Origin of the sequence: Streptomyces sp. NPDC021019, assembly GCF_044333295.1 — a bacterium.
Classification (GTDB): Bacteria; Actinomycetota; Actinomycetes; order Streptomycetales; family Streptomycetaceae; genus Streptomyces.
This window is the reverse complement of sequence record NZ_JBIRQR010000003.1, coordinates 800,635-825,192: the sequence shown is the minus strand read 5'-3', so window position 1 is coordinate 825,192 and position 24,558 is coordinate 800,635. Positions and strand designations below refer to the sequence as shown.

The following is a 24,558-nucleotide window of genomic DNA, read 5'->3' as shown; positions in this document are numbered from 1 at the left end:
ACCGGCGGCGCGCCGCCGGGCGGGTGCGGACAGGTGTGCGGATCCGTCAGTTGGTCAGCTCGTCGACGAAGTCCTCCGCGCACCGGTCCTCGGCCGCCTGGCCGTTGGCCCGGTCCATGCAGTCCTCGAGGTTCTTGAACTCCTGGGAGTCGAGCACGGAGACGGCCACCACGAGGACGATCACGGAACCGATGAGCCCGAGCGCCCCGAACGCGGCGCCGACTATCGCCATCACCCGGCGCGGCGCGCGGCCCTGGCGGGTGCGGAGCACGGCGACGATCCCGAAGACGACGGCGAGCAGGCCGAGCAGCAGCCCGCCCACCACGGTCCAGAAGAACAGACAGGCGATCAGGCCGAGCACCAGCGCGGCGACAGCGAAGCCGTTCGTCCTGGCGGGCGCCTGGCCGCCGTAGGGGTCGTGGTCGGCGGTGGGCTGCGCCGGGTACGGGGAATCCGGGTACGAGGGTAGGGACATCGGGGAAGTGCTCCTGTTCTCCTGGCTTCCCGTCCACCTGCCCTGTGGCCCGTCCTCCATGCACGTCCTTGGTCACGCTCCGACAACGAGAGGCCCTAAATGGCCTGGCCAGGGGCTTCCCGGCGGAGTCGCGCCGACAGGTGGTGCCGGAGCGGCCGGCCGATCGCTGCGAGGTCGTGGACGAAGGCGAGCGTGTCCTGATCCGTCAGGGTGTAGCGGCGGCGGGTGGCGTCGACCTCCTTGGCCGTGGGGGCGAGGGCCACCCGCTCGGTGGCGAGGTCGACGGCGCCGTCGCGGGCGTGGCCGACCGAGATCTCCGCGATGCCGGTGGGTTGGGTGATCAGGGCCTCCACCCGCCCGTCCGGCTGGAGGCGCCACCACCCCGTCTCGCGGGCGGACGGCCGCAGGGGCTGGCCGTCCGCGTCGAGCAGCCAGGCCCGGGCCTCGTACGCGAGGAAGGGCCGCCCGTCGTGGCTGAACGTGACCTCCTGCGCGTAGGTGAAGTCCGCGTCCAGGGTCGGGTACCCGCCGCTGCCCGTGCCCCGCCAGGTGCCGAGGTAGCCCGTCACCGGAGCCAGCAGCGGATGCGGCGCGGGAGAGGCTCCGGGGTGGAGAGCGTCGGGGAAGGGGAGGCCGGAGACGGGGTCGTACATGCGGGTGCGCTCCTGGGTCGGTGCCGGTACAGGGTCGCAGCCTAGGTCCTGCCGTGACACCGTCGGCGTCACCCGGCGGGCGGCCCGCGGTCGGCGCGGTGGCGGCCCCGGCACGGCCGGATCCACCGGGGAGGGCGAGTCCGGCGCCGGGTGGGCCGCCCACACGCCGACCACGCCGACTTCGCTGAGGAACCCCGGCGGGCGCCCGGGTCCCTCAGCTCGGGGGAGTTCTCATGTGGGATCGGCCGCCATGCTCTCTCTCAGGCTCTTCGGCCGCAGATCGGTCCAGTTCCGCTCGACGTAGTCCAGGCAGGCCTGGCGGCTGTCCTCCGGATGGGCCACGGTCCATCCGGCGGGCACCTCGGCGAAGGCCGGCCACAAGGAGTGCTGTCCTTCGTCGTTGACGAGCACCAGGTAGGCGCCGTCCTCGTCCTCGAACGGATTGCTCACCGCAACCCCCATCCATGTAGGTAAGGCTGTCTTTACTTGATCGCTAGCGACCCTACCCGTCGGCTCCGCGGTCGACTCGCCGAATCCCGCAACTCTCTTTTCGACATCGGTGGTGATGGCCGGTCAGAGCCCGAGGTCGCTCAGGCGGGCCTCGTAGCGGATGGTGAGGTCCTCGGAGTCGCCGGCCGGGTTGTCCCAGAGGGCCTCCAGCTCGGAGCGCACGGCGTCGGGCAGCGCCTCGTACCGCTCGGACCAGGTGTCGGAGTTCGGTATCCAGTAGCCGACGACCTTGAAGCGGTCCGCCGGGAGGCCGAGGTCACGACGGAGGTAACGGCGCACCGAGCGGAGGGCGTTGGTCTCCCCCGCGACCCAGACGTACCCGCCGGCGAGGTCCGTGCCGGGCGGAACGGCGGCGGCCACCAGGTCGGCCAGGCGGCTCGGGCCGTGACCGTTCCCGCCGTACGTCCAGGTCACCTTGGAGTCGGACGGCTCCCGCAGGGGCAGCACGGCCGAGCGCGCGGGCGCCTCCAGCACCACCCGGGTCCTGACGTGGTCCGGCGTGTTCTCCAGCAGACGGGCGGCGGCGGGCAGACCGGTCTGGTCGGCGACCAGGACCTGCCAGGAGAGGTCGGCCGGGGGGCTGTAGAGGCCCGTGGGATCGTTGACGCCCACGACGTCCCCGGGCCGTGCCTCGGCGGCCCAGCCGGACGCCACACCGCCCTCGTGCAGCACGAAATCGATGTCGAGCTCGCCCGCCTCCGGACGCACGGCACGGATCGTGTACGTGCGCATCGGCGCGACGGGCTGCCCCTCGGGGGTCTCCCACCCACCCTGCTCGGTCGTCCGGGGCAGGGAGACGTCGGTGCGGTCCGGGCCGTGCGGAAGGAAGATCCGCACGTACTCGTCACCGACTCCGGTGGTCCTGAAGCCCGCCAGTCCGTCCCCGTGGAGCGTGACGCGGGTCATGGTCCCGGTGAGCTGCTGCACCCGGGCGACGACGGCTCGGTGGATCGTCATGGTCTCTGCCCCTTCGTACGCGTGGTCGGCCTGAGCGCCTCGCCCGCCGGGACGAGAGAACCGAATTGACTTAGGTCAGCCTAACCTTCTGTGGGTGTCGCTTCGATACGGCATCGGCGGTACGGCCGGGAGCCGTGGCAGAATCCGACGCATGTCCGTTCGATATCCACGCCCCCTGCGCCCCGGCGACCGGGTAGGGATCACCTCCCCGTCCAGCGGAGTGCCCGAGGAACTGCGCGATCGGTTCGCCCTCGCGGTGCGCGATGTGCAGGCACGGGGATACGAGGTCGTGACCGGCCGGTGCATGGACGGCGGCGGGCACGTCAGCGCGCCCGCGGCCGACCGGGCGGCCGAGTTGACGGCGATGCTGACGGACCCCGCCATCAGGGCCGTGGTGCCCCCGTGGGGCGGGGAGACCGCCATCGACCTGCTGCCCCTGCTCGACTGGGACCGGCTGCGCACGGCCGAGCCCACCTGGGTGGTGGGCTATTCCGACATGTCGACCGTCATGACGCCGCTGACCCTCCTCACGGGGGCGGCGACCGTGCACGGGAACAACCTCATGGACACCCCCTACCAGGTGCCGGAGGGGCTGGTGTCCTGGCTCGACGTCGTCGCCGCGCCGCCGGGTCACCGGTTCACCCAGGTTCCGCCGGAGCGGCACCGGGCCACGGGCTACGACGACTACGCGGAGCATCCGGAGGTCCGCACGTTCACGCTCGACACCCCGGGCCGGTGGGCGAGGCTGGACGGCGGCGGCGACGTGGACGTCGAGGGGCGGCTGATCGGGGGCTGTATCGAGATGCTGAGCAACCTCACCGGAACGCCGTACCTCGACCTCTCCGCCTTCGCCCGTGCCCATGCCCCGGAGGGCCTCCTCGTGTATGTGGAGGCCGGCGGCCACGACGCGTTCACCATCTGCCGCAATCTGCACGGGATGCGGCTCGCCGGCTTCTTCGACGCGGCCAACGGCGTGCTCGTCGCCCGGACCTCGGCCCCGGACAGCGGCTCGCTCACCCAGCGTCAGGCGGTGCTGGACGCGCTCGGACCGCTGGACGTGCCGATCGTCGCCGACGTCGAGTGCGGCCATGTGCAGCCGTACCTCCCCCTGGTCAACGGGGCGCGGGGCCGGGTCGTCCACACGGCGACGCGCAGTGAACTGACGCAGACGCTGGACTGACCCGCCCCCGCCGCACGGCGTCTGCGTCCTAGCATGACGGGATGAGCCGACTGTCGAACCCCCACGCCCGGCGTGCCGTACTCCGTCTGCTGGGCGGCGCCCTCGTGTCGGTGCCGATCGCGGCCTGTGGCACGGGATCCGACTCCCCCTCACCGTCGCCCGCCGGGAAGGCGTCCGGATCACCCTCGGCCACGGCGCGGGACGCCGGGCGCGCCTTCGCGGCGCTGGAGAAGGAGTACGCGGCGCGGCTCGGCGTGTACGCCGTCGACACCGGGACCGGGCGCACGGTCGCCCACCGTGACGGGGAACGGTTCGCCTACGCCTCCACGTTCAAGGCGCTCGCCGCGGGGGCCGTGCTCCGCAAGCACGGACTGGGCGGGCTGGAGCGGGTCGTGACGTACCGCCGCGAGGATCTGGTCGACCACTCCCCCGTCACCGAGAAGCACGTGGCCACCGGAATGCCCCTGGGAGATCTGTGCGACGCCGCCGTGCGCTTCAGCGACAACACCGCGGGCAATCTGCTGTTCGACGCGGTCGGCGGGCCCCGGAAACTGCAGGCGGTGCTCGCGGAGTTGGGGGACGGTGTGACCCGGATGGAGCGCTGGGAGACCGAGCTGAACGAGTGGACTCCCGGTGCCACCCGCGACACCAGCACCCCCCGGGCCCTGGCCGAGGACCTGCGGGCGTTCGTCCTCAGCGACGCCCTCGGCAGGCCCGAGCGGGCCCGGCTCACCCAGTGGCTGACCACCAACACCACCGGCGGCGAACTGATCCGGGCGGGGGTCCCGAAGGGGTGGACCGTCGGCGACAAGACCGGGGCGGGCAGTACGTACGGGACGCGCAACGACATCGCCGTGGTGTGGCCGCCCGACGCGGCGCCGCTGGTGCTGGCAGTGCTCTCCAACCGGGCGGACGCGGACGCCGACTACGACAACACGCTGATCGCGAGGGCGGCGTCCGCCGCCGTCGCCGCCCTGACCGGGCAGCGGGACCGTCCGTAGCGGACGACTCATTCCTCGTCGAGCACGGCGTCGATCTCGCCGAGGAAGTCGTCCAGGTCGCCGGGGTTCCTGGAGGTGATCAGCGGCCAGCCGGAGGCGTCGTCGCGGACCACCGGCTTGTCGACCCAGGTGCCGCCCGCGTTGGTGATGTCGGTCCGCAGCGACGCGTACGAGGTCAGCGTCTTGCCCCGGACGTAGCCGCCCTCGACCAGCGCCCACGGCCCGTGGCAGATGGCGGCCACCGGCCGACCGGAAGCGGCGAACGAGCTGACGATCCGGGTGGTGGCGTCCTCCAGCCGCAGCGAGTCGGCGTTCAGCGTGCCGCCCGGGACCAGCAGCAGGTCGTACGCGGCGGGGTCGACGTCGTCGAGCGTGAGGTCGGGCCGCACGGTCTTACCGGGGTCGCGGTCGCCGACGAGGGTGCGGATCCCGTCGGCGGAGACCGCTGCCACGCTGACCTGTGCCCCGTGTCCGCGCAGGTGTTCAACGGGGACGACGAGTTCGTCCTGCTCGACCCCGTAGTTGGTGACGATGGCCAGGATCCGGCGATCGTCGAGAGCGGTGCTTGACATGGGCTGCTCCGTTCCTGTGATGTCGTTCGTCCGTCGCCGTTCGTACGGTCGTGTCGTCGCGGCGGGTCCCGTTCGTCGTATCGGCCGGCGGGGGGCCGGCGGGGGCGGCTCATCATCCGGCCGTGATCCGTACGCATGCGGCGACGGTGTCGCGCAGGCTCCCGGTCCGCGCCAGGATCTCGCGCTGGATCCGTGCGCCGTTCCCGCGCCGGACCACGGCGGCCAGGGCCCGCTCCGCGGCCTCCAGGTCCCCGCTGTCCTCCAGGGCGTCCCGCACATGGTCCAGCAGGGCGCGCAGGACGTCGGGGGCGGGCTCCGGGCGCAGGGTGCGGGGGTGGACCAGCCGGTCCTCCAGACCCGAACGGCCCGCCTGCCAGGAGGCCACACGCAGCAGGGACGTGCTGACGTCCGGGGGCGGTTCACCGGCCCGCCACTGGCGTGCGGCCGTGTCCACCAGCCCTCGTACCAGCGTGGCCAGCAGTACGGTGTCGGCCGGGTCCAGGCAGACGTCCGCGATCCTGACCTCCACGGTGGGGTAGCGGTGCGAGAGGCGCACGTCGAAGTAGACCATCCCCTCGTCCCGGAGCACCCCGGTGCCGATCAGGGACCGCACCTGGGCGTGGTACGCCCCGGCGGAGCCGTGGACCTCCACCGGGCCGGCCGACGGCCAGCGCCCCCACACCCGGCTGCGGTAGCTGCTGTACTCGCTGTCCCGCCCCTGCCAGAACGGGGAATTGGCGCTCAGGGCGAGCAGGACGGGCAGCCAGCAGCGCACCCGGTCGAGCACGGCGACGCCCTCCTCGTCCGACTCCACCGAGACGTGGACATGGCAGCCGCAGGTCAGCTGCTCCTGAGCGGTCAGCCCGTAGCGCTCCGCCATCCACCGGTACCGCTCCCCCGTGCCGATCGTCGGGCTGACCGGGAGCGGCGAGGTCCCCAGGGCCACGACCGACGCGCCGACCTCCGAGGCGTGCCGTACCGCCGCGGTGCGCCACTGCTGGACCGAGGCGGCGAGTTCACTCATGTCCGCGCAGGGGTGCGTGGAGAACTCCAACTGCTGGCGATGCAGTTCCTGCTCGAAGGCCGACTCGCCGACCGCTTCCTTCTCGGCGATCGCCAGCACCGCCGAGGACAGGGCGCGTGCCTCTCCGCTCGCCGGGTCGACCAGCAGCAGCTCTTCCTCGACACCCACCGTGCGGGCCACGGCACCCTCCCCTTCCACGGTCGACGGCGGTCAGGCGGAGAGGACGGAGTCGTCCTCGGGCCGGGCGCCGGGCAGTTGGTGGCGGGCGGCGATCAGCGCGCTGTCGACGTCACCCGTGCCGGTCGACACGCACAGCGTGTACGCCACGTCGTCCATGCGCCGCCGGGCCTCCTCGCCGCCGCTCTCCGCGTGCAGCACACGCAGTGCTTCGTACTGCTCGATCAGATTGCGCAGTACCGTGGGGTGGGCCATCAGCATGCCGAACATCCTTCCGCCGGTTCGTCGTGTGGTGTCTGCTCGCCCGGGTGGGCACCGTCCCGGGTACCCACCCACGGGCAAGCCACACACCGGGGCACCGCGTTCCGCCGCTCCGATGCCGGGCGACGCGCCCCCGGCCGGGGGCCGGAGCTCCAATATGGCCGGGCGGCAGAACCTCCGCATCTCCTCCGCTCCTCTTCCGGGCCGCCTTCCGGAACGGGCCACGTGCCCCGGCCCGCATCGGGCCCCAGGACTGCTCCGCCCGGCAGCGGGTACCCACCAGGGCGCATCACTCCTCCCCCGGTCACACCGGGGCAGAACGGAAGGAAGCTCTCATGACCGACCGCAGGCCGGAAGGCACCGCCTATACCGGGGCTTCCGGCAGCCCGCCCCCCGTTCCGGCGGACATGCAGGACCAGCAGACGCAGGAGGGTGAGGAGGCTCTCGACATACCGGTGCCGGACCGGTTGGCCAGCCAAGGCGGACAACCCGACCTGGACGAGGCCGGCGCCGGCCGGAACGCGCCGCGCAACGCGGGCGCGCACCCCGACAGGCATCCGACCCCGGACGAGTCGACGGGCTAGGTCCCGTCGTCGATCTCCGGCCCGCCCCCGCAGGGGGCCCTCCCGGCGACGACGGGCAGGTGACGACGGAACCTGGGAATCCCGGCCGGATGGGCGCCCGCCCCTGGGCCCCACGCTCCGAAGGAATCGGGACCCTCCCCTCGCGCACGGCATGCCCGTGCCCCGGCCCCTTTCCGGGCCGGGGCACGGGCAGGTGCGCTCAGTGGTGGCCGCGCGCGCTGCTCGACGCGCCGCCGAACAGCCTGGCCAGGGCCCGGAAGGGCAGCGTGACCACGGTGGCGATGGCTCCTCCGATGGAGCGGAGTACATCTGCGATGGCCTTGAACATGGGTCGCCCTCCATTCCTCCACCGACCTTCCGGAGGTTCCGGAACGACCGGTGCGAGATCCACCGCGTACCCGACACGCGCCGTCCCAACCGGGGAGCCGCCCGGAAGTGTCCCCCCGGAACGCCCTGGAGCCCCGGAGCGCGGCGCGCTCCGGGGCTCCAGGGTCGGTCGACCCGGATCAGGCGGTGGTGATGTTCTCCGCCTGCGGGCCCTTCTGGCCCTGGGTGATGTCGAAGGTCACCGCCTGGCCTTCCTGGAGCTCACGGAAGCCGGTGGAGTTGATGTTGGAGTAGTGCGCGAAGACGTCGGGACCGCCGCCGTCCTGCGCGATGAAGCCGAAGCCCTTTTCCGAGTTGAACCACTTGACGGTTCCGCTGGCCATGCCCGTACCTCTCAGCAGTAAACGGATCCGCACCGCGCGGACCCGGAGGTGATCGCCCTGGTTCTCAGGCACTGCACAGCAAAACGCCCGCGCCAGGCGCGGGCAGGTACTGCGAACCACGACATCTTCCGGCGACGCTACACGCCGGGATCACTCCTCACCAGAGAGCAACGCCATTTTGCTGTGGATCACCTTCCCCGTCACCGGCTCCTACCACACCGACTACGGTCCGTTCAGGGGCCGTCGGCGTCCCGGGCGACGCCGCGCGCCCACCGGCCCAGCGGCACCTGGAGGGGCAGCGGGGCCAGGCCGCTACCCGCTGCGGACGGAGCGGTGACGCCGGTCGACGGCCATCTGCACTTTGGCCGGAAACACACCACTGAAGAGCCCGTGGTCGCCCGAGTAGCACCCGGGGCCCGGGCCCCGGGTGCTACTGGATGAACCGGGGCAGCCAGCGGGCCTGGTAGTCGGCGTGGCCCGCGTACTCGGCGGCCAGTTGCCGTACCGCGAATCCGAGGCCCACCGCACGGCCGGAGCGGAAGTCCTCGGCCGGGCGGTCGGTGTCCAGGTCGGCCACCTCGACGTACTCGCCGAGCATGACCCGGTTCGTCTCGATGCGCTCCAGGGTCCGCGCGGGGTCCTGGAGCGCGATGTGCTCGTCGAAGCCCCGGCCCCGCACCGTGAACGCCACCCCGCCGGTGCGGTCGTGGACCTCGCCCGGCACATCGGCCGGGCACCGCCATCGGTCCCCGCCGGCGGCCAGTGCGACGTGTTCCTCGTCGGCGAGCCGCGCCCGGACGAAGGCCACCATGTCTGCGTTGGCGCCCATTGGATGCCGCTCCCTTGCGCTGATGGATCTCTGCACTCGATACGGGGAGCATTCTGGTGGACCGGACGCGGGGCGATCCACCTCCGCATCCGGTTCACCCCACCGTGTCCCCCGCGTCGCTCGCGGCCAGGTCGGCGAGGACCTTGTGCAGGGGTTCGGTCTTCCGGCGGCGGTACTCCTGTACCGCCCACCCGTTGCCGTCGGGGTCGGTGAAGTACAGGAAGGTCGCCCCGTCGTCGGGGGCGTACCGCTGCGGCTCGGAGACCTCGACGCCCCGGCCGACGAGCTCGGCGTGCGCGGCGTCGATGTCGGTGACGCAGAGCTGGAGACCGTGGTACGTGCCCGGCCGCGGGGTTCCGGTCGGGTTGGGCAGTCCGTGGGTGAGGGCGATCGAACAGCCGGAACCGGGTGGCGTCAGCTGGACGACGCGGGCGCCGGGCATCACCTCGTCGTCGAGGTCGACGTGGAAGCCGATTCCGTCCCGGTAGAAGTCCCGGGCCCGGTCGATGTCGGTCACGGGCAGCACGATCACTTCGAGGGTCCAGTCCATGGGTCAGCTCTCTTTCGCGGGTCGCTCGGCCTCCGGGCCGGGCCGTGGTGCGTCGGTGCCGGGCCGTGGCGCCTCCGTGCCGGGCCGTGGCCCGTCCGTCGCGGCACCGTCCGTCCCCTCACCGGCGAGCGGTGCCGCGCCGCCCTGGAGGCGGGCTAGATCGGCGGGTCTGACCTGGATGACGAACAGGGCGACCAGAGCGGCGACCACGGCGAAACAGGCCGCGACGACGAAGGCGCTGGAGACGCCCGAGGTGAGCACCTGGTCGCCCCAGGGCGGTGGCAGTTCGCCGGTCCTGCGAAACTCCAGCAGCTGGGCGGGCGTGCCCTCCTGGAGGAATCTCGGCACCTGGTCGGTGGCCTCGTCGCGGCTGGCCGTGCCGAACGTCGTGACCAGGATCGACAGCCCCAGGGACCCGCCGACCTGCTGGGTGGCGTTGAGGATGCCGGAGGCGGCGCCCGCCTCCTTCGGGGCGACGCCCGAGACCGCCATCAGGGTCAGCGACACGAACTGCATGCCCATGCCGAAGCCGAATACGAGCATCGGGCCGAGGATCGAGCCGAGGTAGGAACTGTGCACGTCGGTCAGCGTCAGCCAGCCGAGACCGGCGGCGGCCAGCAGCGCGCCCACCACCATGAAGGGTTTCGGTCCCCACCTGGGCAGCAGCTGGGAGGCCAGGCCTGCGCTGACCGCGATGACGGCGCTCACCGGCAGGAAAGCGAGGCCGGCCCGCAGCGGGCTGAAGTCGAGGACGTTCTGCACGAACAGGGTAAGGAAGAAGAACATCCCGAACATCGCGGCGGCGAGGCTGAGCATCATCGCGTAGGAGCCGGCGCGGTTGCGGTCGCGGAACATCCACAGCGGCGTGATGGGCTGTTTCGAGCCACGTTCGACCGTGATGAACACCGCGAGGAGCACGACGGCCACCGCGAACGAACCGAGGGTCAGCGCGTCGGTCCAGCCGTCCTCGGAGGCACGGATGAAGCCGTAGACGAGCAGCACCATGCCGACCGTCGAGGTGAGCGCGCCGGCGACGTCGAAGTGGCCCGGACGGCGTGCGGACTCGGGGATGTAGCGAGGGGTCGCGAAGGCGATCAGCAGGCCGATCGGAACGTTGACGAACAGCACCCAGCGCCAGTCCAGCCACTCCACCAGCAGCCCGCCGGCGAGCAGCCCGATCGCGCTGCCGCCCGCCGAGACGGCCGCGAACACCCCGAACGCGCGGTTGCGTTCGGGACCCTCGCGAAAGGTGGTGGTGATCAGCGACAGAGCGGTGGGGGAGGCGATCGCGCCGCCGACGCCCTGGAGCGAGCGGGCGGCCAGCAACTGCCAGCCCTCCTGCGACAGCCCGCCGAGCAGCGAGGCGAAGACGAAGAGGAGCACGCCGAAGACGAAGACCCGGCGGCGGCCGAGGATGTCGCCGAGGCGTCCGCCGAGCAGCAGCAGGCCGCCGAACGTCAGCGTGTAGGCGTTGACGACCCAGGAGAGGTTCTCGGTGGAGAATCCCAGGTCCTTCTGCATGTGCGGAAGCGCGATGTTGACGATGGTGACGTCGAGCACCACCATCAGCTGGCACGAGGCGATGACCAGCAGTGCCAGTCCGCCGCGGTGCCGATCGGAGGTGGCCGTATCGGCGGGGGTCGCGTGGGAGCCCGTCATGGTGGGGTTCGTCTCTCGTACCGAGGGCGGTGCGCCCGGTGAGGGCGGCCGGTCTCTGCGTCGGTCGGATGAACGCGGGCGTTCACCCGACCGACGTTATGCCGGAACCCGGGGCCCCGCCATTCGGGCGTCCGGCTTCACTGGAGTGCGTGGACCGCGGTGCGGAAGAGGACGGGCGCCCGGTGGGCGGCGGCGACGATCAGCCGCCCCGAGGACGGATGGCCGGCGGCGCCCAGCAGGGCCGCGGTGAGCAGGCGGTAGCGTCGCGTGACCCGCGCCCACCGCCGGGGGTAGTCCTCTGGCCGCCCGGCGGCCAGGCAGTCGACCGCGGCCGTCGCGGTGGCCACCGCGAGGGCGATGCCCTCCCCGGTCAGGGCGTCCACGTAGCCCGCGGCGTCGCCGACCAGCAGGACGCGCCCGGCCCGGGGGCCCTGTGCCCGCTGGCGCAGCGGCCCGGCCCCGCGTACGGAGGTGGCCCCCGTGCTGCCCGCGAGCCGGGCCGCGAGAGCGGGGAAGGCGGCCAGATGCCGGTCGTAGGGGCGGCGGTCGCGGCTCAGGACGGCCACCCCCACCAGGCGGTCGGCTACCGGGGTCACGTACGCCTCGCCGTGTCGGGACCAGTGCACCTCGACGTGGTCCGTCCACGGAACGAGCGGGTAGTGGCGGCGCAGGCCGTAGCGCCCGGTCCCGGTGACGGGACGGTCGAGGCCCAGGGTGCGGCGCAGCGGCGAGTGGAGCCCGTCGGCGGCGACGAGCCAGCGCGCCGTGAGTCCGGCGGCGGTGACGGTGTCCTCGTCCTGGCCGGATCTCTCCCGCCTTCGCGGCGACGACGCGTACGCCGAGGGCGGCGGCCCGCTCGTGCAGGGCGGTGTGGAGTTCGGTGCGGCGGACGCCCGCGCCGGGGCCGCCGCGGAAGGCCGCCTCCACGCTGCGCCGGCCGTCGGTGTAGCGGATGCCGCGCAGTTCGTGGCCGGTCACCCGTACGCCGAGGTCGCGCAGGGCCGCGACGCCGCCGGGCATGATGCCCTCGCCGCACGCCTTGTCGACGGGGGTGGTGCGCGGCTCGACCACCACCGCCTCCAGGCCCGCCGAGGCGGCCCGGATCGCGGCGGCCAGTCCGGCCGGGCCGCCGCCGACGACCAGGACGTCGATCACGCGGGTGCGTCCGCGGCCGGGAGGCGGGCGAGCGCCCCGTCCTCGCACCGGATCCGCACCACCATGAGCACCGCGTTGAGGGCGGTGAAGACGAGAGCGGTCACCCAGGCCCCGTGGACCAGGGGCAGCGCGAGGCCTTCGGCCGCGACGGCCACGTAGTTGGGGTGGGCCAGCCACCGGTAGGGTCCGCCGGTGGCCCTGGGCAGGTCGGGGACCACGATGACCCGGGTGTTCCAGCGGGGGCCGAGGGTGCGGATGCACCACCAGCGCAGCACTTGCGAGGCCACGACGACGACGGCCATCGTCCAGCCGAGTACGGCCGGGAAGGGGCGTTCGGCGAACCGGATCTCCGCCAGGCAGCCGGCCAGGAGCGCGGTGTGCAGCGCGACCATCGCCGGGTAGTGCCCGCGGCCCGATTCGACGCCGCCCCGGGCGAGGCTCCAGCGGGTGTTGCGGCGGGCCACGACGAGTTCGGCGAGGCGCTCGGCCGCGACGGCCAGCACCAGGAGGGTGTACCAGGTCGAGGTCATGGGGGTCTCTCCTTCCTACCAGCGCAGCAGCACCAGTTCGCAGCAGAATCCCGGGCCCATGGCCAGCAGCAGTCCGGGGGTGCCCGGCTCGGGGCGGCGCTGTTCGATGGTGTCCCGCAGGACGTGCAGGACCGAGGACGAGGACAGGTTGCCGACGTCGGCCAGCGACCGCCAGGTGACGTCGAGCGCGCCGTCGGGCAGATCGAGGACCTCGGTGACGGTCTCCAGCACCTTGGGGCCGCCCGGGTGGCACACCCAGTGGGCGACGTCCTTCGGCTTGAGGCCGTGCTCGTCGAGGAACTCCCGTACGTCGTCGGCGAGATAGCGGCGTACGACGTCGGGCACGGCCGGGTCGAGGACCACGGTGAAGCCGGTGCCGCCGATGTCCCAGCCCATGACGTGCTCGGTGTCCGGGTACATCCGGCTGCGGGTGGCCACGATCTCGGGGCCGGAGACGGCCCGGCGGCCGCCGAGGGCGACCATGGCGGCCGCTCCGTCGCCGAAGAGCGCGGTGGCCACGAGGTTGGCCGGCGACAGGTCGTGGCGCTGGAAGGTGAGGGAGCAGAGTTCGACCGACAGGAGCACGGCCACGTCGTCGGGGCGGCCGAGGAGGTAGTCGTGCAGCCGGGCCGTCCCGGCCGCTCCGGCGACGCAGCCCAGGCCGAAGACAGGCAGCCGCTTGACGTCCGATCGCATTCCCAGCCGGGTCACGAGCCGGGCGTCGACGGAGGGGGCGGCGATGCCGGTGACCGAGGTGAACATCAGCAGGTCCACATCGGTGGGCCGCAGCCCGGCCGCCCGCAGCGCACCGCGTACGGCCTGGGAGCCGAGGTCCACGGCGGACCGGATGAACACGTCGTTGGACGCGCCGAAGCCGTCGAGGTCGCGGTAGCCGTCCAAGGGCAGCACGGTGTGCCGGGTGCGGACCCGGGCGTTCTCGTGGAGCCGGTCCAGGACACGGCGGTCGGCTCCGGGCGGCAGGCAGGTGCGGGCCACCATGTCGGTGACCTCGCGCTGGGTGTGGCGGTGGGGCGGCAGAGCCCCGTGAACCGCGGCGATGCGGGTCATTCTGCCTCCTGGTTCGGTGGCGTCATGGCCCCATCCTGCCCACAAGGTGCGAGAGAACGGCGTAAAAGACCCGCCCGGTCGCCGCATTGACGGGGCGCCAGGCCCTTACCATCGCCCGATGGACGCCACGGACAGGGGGAACCGGGCCGGAACGGATCCGGCCGACGCCGAGCCGGCCGGAGCCCAGCCCGCCGGCGCGGGGCGACGCGGCCGGGGCGTGGGGCTCGTGCTCGCGTGCCACCCGGGACCGGCGCTCGCGGTGACCGCGCTCGCCTGCGCCCTCGCCCTCGGCTCCGGCCTCGGCGGCCCCCGCTCGGCGCTGGTCACGGCGGCGGTGCTGACCGGCCAGCTCTCGGTGGGCTGGTGCAACGACGCGTACGACGCGCGGCGTGACGCCGACGCCGGCCGTCCTGGGAAGCCCGCGGCCGACGGCACGGTCGGGGCGCGTGCGGTGTGGGCCGCGGCGGCGGTCGCGGCGGCCCTGTGCGTACCGCTCTCGCTGGCCTGCGGGGCCCTCGCCGGCACGGTGCACATCGCCGCGGTCACCGCCGCCTGGCTCTACAACCTGCGGCTCAAGGCGACCGTCCTGTCCTGGCTGCCGTACGTGGCCGGATTCGGCGCCCTGCCCGCCTTCGTCGCCCTCTCCCTGCCCGGCGGACCGTGGCCCCGGTGGTGGACGGTGGCGGCCGGATCCCTGCTCGGGTTCGCGGCCCATCTGGCCGACACCCTCCCGGACATCGCGGCGGACCGGGCGGCCGGGATCCGGGGCCTCCCGCACCGGCTGGGCGACCGGGGCACCCGGATGCTGCTGCCGGTGCCGCTCCTGGGCGCCACGGCGGTGCTGGCGTTCGGACCGCCGGGACCGGTGGACGCCGCGGGTGCGGCGGCACTCGTCCTGGCCGGTGCGGCGTCGCTCGCCGGCCCGGCTCTCGGCCGCCGCTGGCGCAAGGCCGCCTTGGCCGGAGCGGTGGCCGTGGCCACGGTGGATCTGGCGCTGCTGCTGGCCCGGGGTGCCGCCGGGGCCTGAACGAGCCCGCCCGATGGCCGATCCGACGAGGCGTCAATCATGACGTTCGAATGACATGGCCATGCGAAGACCGTTGACACATCAGAAACCGGGCAGAAATCTGGCGACCGACCATGACCCGCTGCCCTTCTCCGGGCAGACGCTGATCGCCGACAACGGCCTGTACCGCACCGGCGGAGCCTTCTGGAACGAGGGCCAGGAGTTCGGCGCGATCACCCTCTTCCCGCAGAACCTGCCGATCCCCGGGGTCACGATCCGCGACACGGACATCATCGACTCCACCTATGACGGCATCCAGTTCAAGACGGGCGGCGGCCTGATGCGGGACGTCAGGATCGAGAACGTCCGGATCGACAAGTCCAACAAGGGATCCGGCATCCTGGCGATGGGCGGCGCGCGCGGCAACGCGACGCTCACGAACGTGACGGTCACCGACTCGCGCGACGGCCACGTACTCATCGAGCCCGGTTCGCAGTTCACGGTCTCCGGCGCCCCGAACGGCGCACGGGCCAAGCGGTAGCCGCCGTCCCTCTCCCGGGCCGGAGGACCGTCTCCGGCCCGGGAACTCCCCTTCCCACCCGACCAGTCGGGCCCTGCACGGGTCTGGGAAGTGCGGGGTCCCGGGGCTACCCTCCGCGCATGATTCCCACAGTTGTCTGGGGTACCGGCAACGTCGGCCGCGCGGCGATCCGCGCCGTCGAGGCCCATCCGGCACTGAGACTCACCGCCGTCCTCGTACACGATCCCGCCAAGGTCGGCCGCGACGCGGGCGAGCTCTGCGGGGTCGGGCGCACGCTCGGGGTCGCGGCCACCGACGACATCGCCGCCGTCCTGGCCACCCGCCCCCGGGCGATGGTCTACGCGGCGTCCGGCGACATCCGTCCCGACGCCGCCCTCGCCGACATCGGCCGGGCGATCCGGGCCGGCGCGGTGGTCGTCACGCCCTCCCTCTATCCGCTCTACGACCAGCGCAACGCCCCGCCGGAGCTGCGGGACCCGGTCCTGGCCGCAGTCGCCGAGGGTGGCGGCTCCCTCTTCGTCTCCGGGGTCGACCCCGGCTGGGGCAATGACGTCCTGCCCCTGCTGGTCAGCGGCCTCGGCACCGAGGTGGACGTCATCCGCTGCCAGGAGATCTTCGACTACTCCACGTACGGGCAGGAGGAGTCGGTGCGCCATCTGATCGGCATGGGGCACCCGATGGACTACGAGCCGCTGATGCTGGCGGAGAGCGTTCCGACGATGGTGTGGGGCGGTCAGATACGGCTCATGGCGCGGGCGCTGGACGTCGAGCTGGACGGGATCCGCGAGACCATGGACCGTCGGGCGCTGGAGTCGACGGTCCGCACCCGCACGATGGGCGAGTTCGCGGCGGGCACACAGGGGGCGGTGCGCTTCGAGGTGCAGGGCGTCGTGGACGGCGTGCCGCGCATCGTCATCGAGCACGTCACCCGGGTCCATGCCTCGTGCGCCCCGGACTGGCCGTCCCCGCCCGACGGGGTGGGCGCGCACCGGGTGGTGATCGAGGGCCGCCCCCGTATCGAGGTGACGGTCGAGGCCTCCGACGAGGACGAGAACCGGTCGGCGGGCGGGAACGCCACCGCGGTCGGGCGGCTCGTCTCCGCCATCGACTGGCTGGTGGACGCGGAGCCGGGCCTGTACGACGCACTGGACGTTCCGCTGCGGCCTGCCGTCGGCAGGCTGGGAAGGAGACCGGCATGATCATCGACATCCCGGAGGGCCGGGAGCCCATCGGCTATGTGTGGGGGGAGCTGGTCCCCGGCATCGGCACGGCCGCCGCCACCTTCTCGATGTCCGTGTACGAGCACACGACGCTGGGGCTGCGGGAGTTCGAGGCGGCCAGGCTGCGGGTCGCGCAGCTCAACGGGTGCCTGTTCTGCCTGGACTGGCGGACCGAGCGGGACGGGACGAAGGTCGAGGAGGAGTTCGCCGGAGCGGTGGCAGAGTGGCGTACGACCGACGCCTTCGACGAGCGCACCCGGCTGGCTGCGGAGTACGCCGAGCGGTACACGCTCGACCACCACGGTCTGGACGACGCCTTCTGGCAGCGGATGACGGCGCGCTACAGCCAGGCGGAGATCGTGGAACTGACGATGAGCATCGGCTCGTGGCTGGCGTTCGGACGGCTCAACCATGTGCTGGGGATCGACGCGGTGTGCGTTCTGCCCGGTCACGCGTGAGCGCGGGCGCCTCCTGACGGAGTCCGGGGCCGCCGGGTTGGCACTCCCGGCCCCGGGCTCTTCGTCGGTCCCCGCGTCCTCGGGGCGCCTACAGGTCGGTCGCGATGATCCGTTCGATGTTGCGCTCGGCGAGTGCGGTGATGGTGACGAACGGGTTCACGCTGGTGTTGCCGGGGATCAGTGCGCCGTCGATGACGTACAGGCCCGGGTAGCCGTGCAGCCGGCCGTGGTTGTCGGTGGCCTTGTCCAGGACCGCGCCGCCCAGCGGGTGGTAGGTGAGGTGGTCGCCCCAGATCTTGTGGACGCCGAAGAGGTCCGTGCGGTAGATCGTCCCCTCCTTGCGGTTGATCTTGTCGAAGATGGTCTTCGCGGCGTCGATGGAGGGCTGCTTCCACGCCGCCTGCCAGTTCAGCTCGGCTTTCCCCGCCGCGGCGTTCCAGGTGAACTGCGCCCGGTTCGGGTTCTTGGTGATGGAGAGGTAGAACGAGGCCCACGTCTCGATCCCGGTGGGCAGCGGCGCGACTTCGGCGAACGCTCCGCCGGCTTCCCAGTTGTCGATGCCGCCGGTGGGGATGGCCGACTGCACCTTCCCCGTCGGGTCCCAGAGGTGGTTGGCCCGGCCGCACATGACGTTGCCGTTGTCGCCCCAGCCCTTGCCGACCTCCTTGTTGAGGAGGGGCAGCGCGCCGGTGGCCTTGAGGCCGACGAGCAGCTTGCTGGTGCCCACGCTGCCCGCGGCGAAGAACACCTTGTCCGCCGTGACGGTCTTGGTGGCGGTCGTCCGGCCGACGGTGTCCAGCTGGTCGATGAGCACCGTGTAACCGCCGCCCGGTGCCGGGGTGACCGTGGTGACCCGGTGGAGCGGGGAGATGGCGACCCGGCCGGTGGCCCTGATCCGGTCGAGGTAGGTCTTCTGGAGCGATTTCTTGCCGTAGTTGTTGCCGTAGAGGATCTCGGCGTCCAGGGCCGACCGGGGGACGGTCCCGGCCGCCTCCCGCTTCATGTACTCCCAGTCGTAGACGGCGGGAACGAAGAGGAACGGGAAGCCGGAGCGCTGGGCGTGTTTCCGGCCGACCCGGGCGTACTGGTAGCAGTCGACGCTGTCGAACCAGGCGGGGTCGATGGCGGTGACGCCCAGTCCGCTGTTGGCGCGCGGGTAGTAGGTGCTGTACATCTCCTCGGCGTTCACCGTGGGGAGGATCGCGCCGAAGTTCTCCCGGCGTGGGGTGACGGCCATGCCGCCGTTGACCAGTGACCCACCGCCTACACCACGGCCCTGGTAGACGGTGATGCCGGCGAACTCCTCGGCGTCCAGGATGCCGGTGTAGCGGTTGACGTCCTTGTCGATCGGGAAGCCGAGGAAGTTGCTCAGCGGCTGCTTGGTCCGGGTCCGCAGCCAGAAGGAGCGGTCGTCGGGCCTGGTGGTGTTGGCGAAGATCTTGCCGTCCGCGCCCGGCGTGTCCCAGGCCATGCCCATCTCGACCATATGGACGTCGACGCCGGCCTGGGCGAGCCGGAGGGCGGCCACGGAGCCGCCGTAGCCGGTGCCGACGACCAGTACCGGCACCCGGGCCCCGGAGCCGATCGGCGCTGTTGCCGCCCGGACGCCCGCCCACGCGGGTGCGGTGTGCCCGGCGATCGCCGCAGCACCCAGAAGAGAACCTGTTCCAGCGATGAATCTTCGACGCGAGACACCCTTGGCCTCGGCATCTATCATGGTCGTGTCCTCCATGTGCCTTCCCTCACTCTCGACAGAGTGCAACAGGTTCTACTGTCGATCGCGTGGTAAGTCACGAGAAACTTGGGGGTAACTTCCCGGTACGCCCGAGGGGCCCCGGACCATGGGGTCCGGGGCCCCTCGGGCGCGGGCGCGAAGGATCAGTAGGCGCCGAAGACGTTGTCGATCGAGCCGTACCGGTCCGCGGCGTAGTTGCACGCGGCCGTGATGTTGGCGACCGGGTCGTAGCTGTCGGTCGAGGTGCCGGGCACGTGGTAGGCCTGGAACGTCGGGTCGATGACCTGGAGCAGCCCCTTGGACGGGGTGCCCTTGACCGCGTTGGAGTCCCAGTTGTTGATCGCGACCGGGTTGCCCGAGGACTCCCGCATGATGTTGCGGTGGATGCCCTCGTAGGTGCCGGGGATGCCCCGCTCGGCCATGACCGCCAGCGACTCCTTGATCCAGCCATCGAGGTCGTTCGTGTACGTGACGGCCTTTTCGGCGGCCGGCGCGGCCTTTGCCGCGGGCACGGCGTTGACGCGCTCCGAACGGTCGGCACGGTTCGCCTCGGCACCGCGCGCGGTGGACGGGGAAGCCTGGGCGGCCTTGTCCGCCTTACCGCCCGAAGGGGCCTCGGCCGTGGTTCCGAGGATCAGCTTGATTCCGGGCTGAATGAGATCGGGATTATCTCCGATGATCTTCCGGTTGCCTTCGTACAGCTTCTCCCAGCCGCCGCTGACAGAATATTCGCGGGCGATCTTGGAAAGCGTTTCACCGGCCGCCACGGAATGCTGGGCGGGCGCGGCCCGCACGGCGGAATTCGCCTGGGCCACCGAGGCGGGCGCCACGGCCTGCTGCGGCGCGGCGGCGGGCACCGGGGCCGCGAAGGCACTGGTGGCACCGATCACCGGGAGGGCGAGGACGGCTCCACCGGTGGTCACGGCGGCGAGGCCGCGGCGCAGCGAGGTGGACTGGGAACGACGGTGCTTACCCTGTGCGGGCATGGGGGATTTCCTCTCCGGCGCCTGCGGGGTGAGCTGTCGGGTTCAGACGGGAGATGTCTGGCCGCACGCTCGTGCGGCTTCACCCCAAGCCGTTCCGGTCACGGATCGGCGACTTACCTGGGTCCCCCGCTCCTGCCGTACGTGAGTGGGTTTCGGATTCCCGGACGGCGGCAGGATTCGGCGTTCCATCCGGATTGACGGTGACCGTAGGCGAGAAACATCGAACAGAACAAGCCCCACATTCCGAAGCTCCTTTTCCGCGCAAGATCGAAAGGCGGAATCGCCGGATCGGATCATTCCGTCACGCCGTCAACTTTCCCCGCACGGAAGGGAACCGATGCTTCCGCTTCCGCGTCGCCCGCTTCGGACGTGACGCTCACCACTTCCTCGCGGCGATGGCGAAAATGAGCTCAAACAAATACCCCAGCAACCCCAATAGGCCCCTTATTTAGCAGAATTCCCAAAAGAACCAAATCGCCCATACCGGCACAAGAAAACGGGCTAATCGGGCACTCCAGGCGGGGCCGGTCGAAGGGCCCGCGGGGCGATCGCTTACGGTGTGCGGTGGAGACTAGTAAGCCAACCCTTACCTCCGACGTACGCTGTACCTGCCCGCGTTCGCCCGCCCCGAAGGATCACCACGCCATGACACGCCCCGTCCGCGTCGCCATTGTCGGAGCCGGCCCCGCCGGTATCTACGCTGCGGACGCGCTGCTCAAATCCGAGGTCTGCCAGGACCCGGGGGTCTCCATCGACCTCTTCGAGCGCATGCCCGCGCCCTTCGGCCTCATCCGCTACGGCGTGGCCCCCGACCACCCGCGGATCAAGGGCATCGTCAAAGCTCTGCACCAGGTGCTGGACAAGCCCCAGATCCGGCTCTTCGGAAACGTCAGCTACCCGCACGACATCGGCCTGGACGACCTGCGGTCGTTCTACGACGCGGTGATCTTCTCCACCGGCGCCGAGGCCGACCGGGCGCTCGACGTCCCCGGGATCCAGCTGGACGGCTCCTACGGCGCGGCCGAGTTCGTGTCCTGGTACGACGGGCACCCCGAGGTCCCGCGCACCTGGCCGCTCACCGCGGAGAAGGTCGCCGTGCTCGGCGTCGGGAACGTGGCGCTGGACGTCGCCCGCGTCCTGGCCAAGACGGCGGACGAACTGCTGCCCACCGAGATCCCGGACAACGTGTACCAGGGCCTCAAGGAGAACAAGGCGCTGGAGGTGCACGTGTTCGGGCGGCGTGGCCCCGCACAGGCCAAGTTCAGCCCGATGGAACTGCGGGAGCTGGACCACTCCCCCAACATCGAGGTCATCGTCAACCCCGAGGACATCGAGTACGACGAGGGCTCCATCGCGACCCGCCGGGAGAACAAGCAGGCCAACATGGTCGCGCAGACCCTGGAGAACTGGGCGATCCGTGATGTCGGCGACCGCCCGCACAAGCTGTTCCTGCACTTCTTCGAGTCCCCGGTCGAGATCCTCGGCGAGGACGGCAAGGTCGTGGCGCTGCGCACCGAGCGCACCGAGCTGGACGGCACCGGCAACGTCCGGGGCACCGGTCGGTTCACGGACTGGGACATGCAGAGCGTCTACCGTGCCGTCGGCTACTACTCGGAGGAGCTGCCCAAGCTCCCCTTCGACGTGGTCTCCGGCACCGTGCCGCACGAGGCGGGACGCGTCATCGCCGGCGACGAGCACATGGCATCGGTCTATGTCACGGGCTGGATCAAGCGCGGTCCGATCGGCCTGATCGGACACACCAAGGGCGACGCGAACGAGACGGTCGCCTGCGTCCTGGAGGACCGGGCGGCCGGCCGGCTGCCGGAGCCTGCCACGCCCGCTCCGGAGGCCGTCGAGGCCTTCCTGGAGGACCGCGGCGTCCGCTACACGACCTGGGAGGGCTGGCACAAGCTGGACGCCCACGAGCAGGCGCTGGGCGCGGCCCAGGGCCGTGAGCGGATCAAGGTCGTGGAACGCGAGGGGATGCTGGAGGCCTCCGGCGCCTCCGCGCCGGCAGAGCCGCCGGCCGACGCCTGATCAACGCGTGAGCGGCACCTGATCAGCAGGACGTCGTTCAGGAGGCCGGATCCGGGGCACCCGCCGTGCGCCCCGGATCCGGCCTTCTGAACGTGCGCCACAGGTCCGGACCGGGCGCCCGGTCCTCCCGGGGCCGACGGACCTCCGGGGTCCCGGCCCACCGGGCGGCCAGCAGGATCGCGATGTCGTCGGGGCGGTCGGTGGCCGCCCTGGCCTCTCCGATGACCTGGTCGGCCGTCTCGGCCAGGGGGACCGCGCCGATGCGTTCGACGGTGGCGCGCAGCCGCTCGATCCCCTCGTCGATGTCGGTCCCGGGACGCTCGATCAGCCCGTCCGTGAACAGGGCGAGCATGGCGCCCGGTTCGAGGAGCATCTCCGTGACCGGGTAGGCCGCCTGCCCGTCGATCCCGAGCACGATCCCGCCGGGCAGGTCCAGCACTTCCGTCCGGCCGTCCGGCCGCCGCAGCACCGGCTGCGGGTGCCCCGCCCGTACGGCGCGAGCCACTCCGGTCACCGGGTCCAGCGCGATGTAGCAGCAACTCGCGAACTGTCCCGGGTCGAGGTCGATGAGCAGCCGGTTCGTCCCGCTCATCACCTCCTGGGGATCGTGATTGCTCAGCGCGAACGCCCTGACCGCACTGCGCAGTTGGCCCATGGTCGCGGCGGCGGAGACACCGTGTCCCTGTACGTCGCCGATGATCAGGGCGAGTTCGTGGCCGGTCTCGATGACGTCGTACCAGTCGCCGCCCACGTCCATGCCCTGGGTGCCGGAGAGGTAGCGTCCCAGGGTGTCCACCCCGTCCACCTCGGGCAGCCCGTGCGGCAGCAGGGCGTTCTGGAGTCCGCGGGCGAGGGCCGACTCGCTGTCGTAGCGCTGGGCGCGCTTCAGGGCCTGGGCGATGAGTCCGGCCAGTGCCGTCAGGACCGTACGTTCCTCCGGGCTGAAGCCGCGGGGGCGGTCGAACCCGAGGATGCAGGAGCCGACGGGCCGCCCCGAGGCGATCAGCGGCAGGAACGCGCGGGCCCCGACGTCCGCGTCGATCGGGATGCCGGGATAAGCCTCGGCCAGGCGATGCAGGGACTCGAAGAACATGGGGCGGCCCGTGGTCAGGGTCTCCACCCCGGGAATGCTGACGTCGAGCTCGACCCCTTCGAAACGGTCGAGGAATCCCTTCGGGAACCCCGTCTCGAAGGCCAGGTGGAGATGGCCCTCGTCCAGCAGGTAGATGGCGAGCTGACGGCCGCCGAACGCGGGCAGCAGCTCCTCCGTGACCACCTCCGAGACCTGACGTGCCGTGACCGCCTCGGTCAGCGCGATGGCGAGGGCCACCGGCCGGTACAGCGCCGAGGAGCGGTCGGCGGTCGAGCCGATGCCGAGGCCCGGCGCGGTGACCGAGCCCGGGGCGTAGTCCGGCCGGTCGGTCTCCTGGAGGACGACGCTCACCCCGTCGTGGCCCGGGTACAGGGAGACCGACAGCCAGCGCGAGGGCGGGCGGCGGGCGAGGAAGTGGACGGGCTCGTCGGCCATCAGGGCGGCCCGGTAGTGGTCCTCGTAGGCCTCGTGCCCGAACCACGGCAGGGCCTGCCACACGACGTGGCCCACGAGCTCCTCCCTGGAATGGCCGAGCAACTCCTCGGCGAGGCCGTTCGCATAGGTGATCCGGCCCAGCCGGTCGAGGGAGAGGACGCCGCGCGGCAGCCGGTCGGCGGCCTCCGCCACGACGGGCCCCGCGCCGAGGTCGACCAGGAAACCGCTCAGACGGCTGGCGGACACATCGCCGACCGGGTGCGTCCAGCGGCCGGACAGCTCCAGCAGATGGGACCGGCCGTCGGGGCCGCGCAGCCGCATCCGCCGGACCACCGGTTCGGCCGACTCCACCGTCTGACGGGCCAGCGCCCACAGCCCGTACACGTCCTCCGGGACGAGCCGTTCGGCGAGCGCGTCGACGGTGCCCGGGAAGGCGGCGGGCTCGAAGCCGAGGACCGCGCAGAGTTCGTCGTCGGCGGCGACCCGCCCGGAGTGCAGGTCCCAGTCGAAACGGCCGACCCGGACCGGGGGCGTGGTGGCGGCGGGCAGTTGCACGGGAACCGGCTCGGTCTCCCATACGCACTCCACGCCCCGCTGGTCCAGATCGGTGAGCGCGTCACCGAGCCGGTGGCCCAGGCGGTGCAGCCGGTCACCGTCGGCGGGGGCGACGGGCCGCCCCGGCGTGGAGGCCCGCAGGATCGCCAGCACGCCCAGGCTCCCCCGGGGCCCGGTGATCGGCACCCACAGCGACCCGAACGGGAACGGCAGTCCGGCCATCAGCTGCGGGAACCGGCGCATCGCCTCCTCCGCGTCGGAGAGCAGCACGGGCCGCCCCGAGCGGTAGGCCTCGGACACCGGGAAGGGCCGGTTCACCTGCATCCGCCACCAGGGCCGGAACAGCGGGCCCGGCAGTCCGGCGAGCACCGCGAGCCGCAGCAGCCCGGGCGTCCGGCTGCGGAGGTAGACACCGCCCGCGTAGCCGTCGCTCGACTCGACGGCGCTGACGAGGGCCTGCGCGAGTACGAGGGACAGTTCGTCGGGCACTCGGCCACCCTCGTGTCCCCCGGCCGCGGCCCCGTTTCCGGGCGGGGGATGCCGGGGCGTTCCGTGCCGGGTCACACAGCCAGCATGCTCCCGGTGCGGGGTACCCCG

The 24,558-nt window shown here is 72.0% G+C and carries 24 protein-coding genes, 2 pseudogenes and 1 riboswitch; of the genes and pseudogenes, 8 read left to right on the top strand and 18 right to left on the bottom strand.

Annotated elements, in window-relative coordinates; all coding sequences use genetic code 11:
• Positions 1 to 46: 46 nt before the first annotated feature.
• From ACH4RG_RS21245 to ACH4RG_RS21230, 4 genes are all read right to left on the bottom strand, one after another.
• The gene (locus ACH4RG_RS21245; RefSeq protein WP_397917918.1) at positions 47 to 475 is read right to left on the bottom strand and encodes a DUF4190 domain-containing protein; all 429 of its coding nucleotides are present in this window, start codon (positions 473 to 475) and stop codon (positions 47 to 49) included.
• 95 nt (positions 476 to 570) lie between these two features.
• On the bottom strand, positions 571 to 1,128 hold the full coding sequence (locus ACH4RG_RS21240; RefSeq protein WP_397917917.1) for an FABP family protein: 558 nt from the start codon (positions 1,126 to 1,128) through the stop codon (positions 571 to 573).
• 231 nt (positions 1,129 to 1,359) lie between these two features.
• Complete coding sequence (locus ACH4RG_RS21235) at positions 1,360 to 1,578, bottom strand: MbtH family protein (protein ID WP_397917916.1); 219 nt, start codon at positions 1,576 to 1,578, stop codon at positions 1,360 to 1,362.
• A gap of 123 nt (positions 1,579 to 1,701) precedes the next feature.
• Complete coding sequence (locus ACH4RG_RS21230; protein WP_397917915.1) at positions 1,702 to 2,595, bottom strand: siderophore-interacting protein; 894 nt, start codon at positions 2,593 to 2,595, stop codon at positions 1,702 to 1,704.
• Between the two features lie 151 nt (positions 2,596 to 2,746).
• Between ACH4RG_RS21230 and ACH4RG_RS21225 the strand changes: the two genes are divergently transcribed.
• Together ACH4RG_RS21225 and bla are read left to right on the top strand one after the other, a co-directional pair.
• Entirely contained in the window at positions 2,747 to 3,775 is a 1,029-nt protein-coding gene (locus tag ACH4RG_RS21225) for a S66 peptidase family protein (RefSeq protein WP_397917914.1), read from the top strand.
• Positions 3,776 to 3,816: 41 nt separating this feature from the next.
• Positions 3,817 to 4,776: a class A beta-lactamase gene (gene bla, locus ACH4RG_RS21220; protein WP_398539963.1), complete on the top strand. Its 960-nt coding sequence runs from the start codon at positions 3,817 to 3,819 to the stop codon at positions 4,774 to 4,776.
• A gap of 8 nt (positions 4,777 to 4,784) precedes the next feature.
• Here bla and ACH4RG_RS21215 read toward each other — a convergent pair whose 3' ends face one another.
• The 3 genes from ACH4RG_RS21215 to ACH4RG_RS21205 form a co-directional block, all read right to left on the bottom strand.
• Positions 4,785 to 5,348: a type 1 glutamine amidotransferase domain-containing protein gene (locus ACH4RG_RS21215; RefSeq protein WP_397917912.1), complete on the bottom strand. Its 564-nt coding sequence runs from the start codon at positions 5,346 to 5,348 to the stop codon at positions 4,785 to 4,787.
• A gap of 112 nt (positions 5,349 to 5,460) precedes the next feature.
• Positions 5,461 to 6,552 carry a glutamate--cysteine ligase gene (locus ACH4RG_RS21210; RefSeq protein WP_397917911.1) on the bottom strand — a complete coding sequence of 364 codons (1,092 nt, stop codon included), beginning with the start codon at positions 6,550 to 6,552 and terminating at the stop codon, positions 5,461 to 5,463.
• Between the two features lie 30 nt (positions 6,553 to 6,582).
• A complete protein-coding gene (locus ACH4RG_RS21205; protein WP_397917910.1) occupies positions 6,583 to 6,810 on the bottom strand; it encodes a DUF5133 domain-containing protein in 228 nt (75 codons plus the stop codon).
• A gap of 335 nt (positions 6,811 to 7,145) precedes the next feature.
• On the opposite strand from ACH4RG_RS21205, the gene ACH4RG_RS21200 reads away from it, so the two are divergent.
• A complete protein-coding gene (locus ACH4RG_RS21200) occupies positions 7,146 to 7,394 on the top strand; it encodes a hypothetical protein (RefSeq protein WP_398539962.1) in 249 nt (82 codons plus the stop codon).
• A 199-nt stretch (positions 7,395 to 7,593) separates the two neighbouring features.
• On the opposite strand, the gene ACH4RG_RS21195 is transcribed toward ACH4RG_RS21200, so the two are convergent.
• The 8 genes and pseudogenes from ACH4RG_RS21195 to ACH4RG_RS21160 form a co-directional block, all read right to left on the bottom strand.
• Complete coding sequence (locus tag ACH4RG_RS21195; protein WP_251144925.1) at positions 7,594 to 7,722, bottom strand: LPFR motif small protein; 129 nt, start codon at positions 7,720 to 7,722, stop codon at positions 7,594 to 7,596.
• A gap of 178 nt (positions 7,723 to 7,900) precedes the next feature.
• Entirely contained in the window at positions 7,901 to 8,104 is a 204-nt protein-coding gene (locus tag ACH4RG_RS21190; RefSeq protein WP_003964323.1) for a cold-shock protein, read from the bottom strand.
• A 430-nt stretch (positions 8,105 to 8,534) separates the two neighbouring features.
• On the bottom strand, positions 8,535 to 8,933 hold the full coding sequence (locus tag ACH4RG_RS21185) for a DUF6221 family protein (RefSeq protein WP_018955863.1): 399 nt from the start codon (positions 8,931 to 8,933) through the stop codon (positions 8,535 to 8,537).
• A gap of 94 nt (positions 8,934 to 9,027) precedes the next feature.
• Positions 9,028 to 9,483 (bottom strand): VOC family protein, encoded by a 456-nt coding sequence (locus ACH4RG_RS21180; protein ID WP_397917907.1) that lies wholly within the window; start codon positions 9,481 to 9,483, stop codon positions 9,028 to 9,030.
• Positions 9,484 to 9,486: 3 nt separating this feature from the next.
• On the bottom strand, positions 9,487 to 11,142 hold the full coding sequence (locus ACH4RG_RS21175) for an MFS transporter (RefSeq protein ID WP_397927342.1): 1,656 nt from the start codon (positions 11,140 to 11,142) through the stop codon (positions 9,487 to 9,489).
• A gap of 137 nt (positions 11,143 to 11,279) precedes the next feature.
• Positions 11,280 to 12,297: pseudogene (locus tag ACH4RG_RS21170) on the bottom strand (NAD(P)/FAD-dependent oxidoreductase).
• Positions 12,294 to 12,827, bottom strand: a complete 534-nt coding sequence (locus ACH4RG_RS21165; RefSeq protein ID WP_397917904.1) for an isoprenylcysteine carboxyl methyltransferase family protein — start codon at positions 12,825 to 12,827, stop codon at positions 12,294 to 12,296. Before ACH4RG_RS21165 ends, ACH4RG_RS21170 begins: the two are co-directional and overlap by 4 nt.
• A 15-nt stretch (positions 12,828 to 12,842) precedes the next feature.
• On the bottom strand, positions 12,843 to 13,895 hold the full coding sequence (locus ACH4RG_RS21160; RefSeq protein WP_397917903.1) for a type III polyketide synthase: 1,053 nt from the start codon (positions 13,893 to 13,895) through the stop codon (positions 12,843 to 12,845).
• Positions 13,896 to 14,013: 118 nt separating this feature from the next.
• Here ACH4RG_RS21160 and ACH4RG_RS21155 point away from each other — a divergent pair, with 118 nt between their 5' ends.
• From ACH4RG_RS21155 to ACH4RG_RS21140, 4 genes and pseudogenes are all read left to right on the top strand, one after another.
• Entirely contained in the window at positions 14,014 to 14,922 is a 909-nt protein-coding gene (locus ACH4RG_RS21155; RefSeq protein ID WP_398163475.1) for a UbiA family prenyltransferase, read from the top strand.
• A 94-nt stretch (positions 14,923 to 15,016) separates the two neighbouring features.
• Positions 15,017 to 15,442 (top strand): annotated as a pseudogene (locus ACH4RG_RS21150) (right-handed parallel beta-helix repeat-containing protein); the annotation flags it as partial.
• 119 nt (positions 15,443 to 15,561) lie between these two features.
• Positions 15,562 to 16,641 carry a dihydrodipicolinate reductase gene (locus ACH4RG_RS21145; protein WP_397927340.1) on the top strand — a complete coding sequence of 360 codons (1,080 nt, stop codon included), beginning with the start codon at positions 15,562 to 15,564 and terminating at the stop codon, positions 16,639 to 16,641.
• Positions 16,638 to 17,120, top strand: coding sequence for a carboxymuconolactone decarboxylase family protein (locus tag ACH4RG_RS21140; protein ID WP_398163474.1), 483 nt, complete (start codon positions 16,638 to 16,640; stop codon positions 17,118 to 17,120). Before ACH4RG_RS21145 ends, ACH4RG_RS21140 begins: the two co-directional genes overlap by 4 nt.
• Positions 17,121 to 17,208: 88 nt before the next feature.
• Here ACH4RG_RS21140 and ACH4RG_RS21135 read toward each other — a convergent pair whose 3' ends face one another.
• Positions 17,209 to 18,852: a GMC oxidoreductase gene (locus ACH4RG_RS21135; RefSeq protein WP_398539961.1), complete on the bottom strand. Its 1,644-nt coding sequence runs from the start codon at positions 18,850 to 18,852 to the stop codon at positions 17,209 to 17,211.
• A gap of 146 nt (positions 18,853 to 18,998) precedes the next feature.
• On the bottom strand, positions 18,999 to 19,841 hold the full coding sequence (locus ACH4RG_RS21130; RefSeq protein WP_397927338.1) for a transglycosylase SLT domain-containing protein: 843 nt from the start codon (positions 19,839 to 19,841) through the stop codon (positions 18,999 to 19,001).
• A 5-nt stretch (positions 19,842 to 19,846) separates the two neighbouring features.
• A riboswitch (cyclic di-AMP (ydaO/yuaA leader) is annotated at positions 19,847 to 20,034 on the bottom strand.
• Between the two features lie 452 nt (positions 20,035 to 20,486).
• Between ACH4RG_RS21130 and ACH4RG_RS21125 the strand changes: the two genes are divergently transcribed.
• Positions 20,487 to 21,878, top strand: coding sequence for an FAD-dependent oxidoreductase (locus tag ACH4RG_RS21125; protein WP_397917897.1), 1,392 nt, complete (start codon positions 20,487 to 20,489; stop codon positions 21,876 to 21,878).
• Between the two features lie 37 nt (positions 21,879 to 21,915).
• Here ACH4RG_RS21125 and ACH4RG_RS21120 read toward each other — a convergent pair whose 3' ends face one another.
• Positions 21,916 to 24,450: a SpoIIE family protein phosphatase gene (locus ACH4RG_RS21120; RefSeq protein ID WP_397927336.1), complete on the bottom strand. Its 2,535-nt coding sequence runs from the start codon at positions 24,448 to 24,450 to the stop codon at positions 21,916 to 21,918.
• Positions 24,451 to 24,558 lie beyond the last annotated feature (108 nt).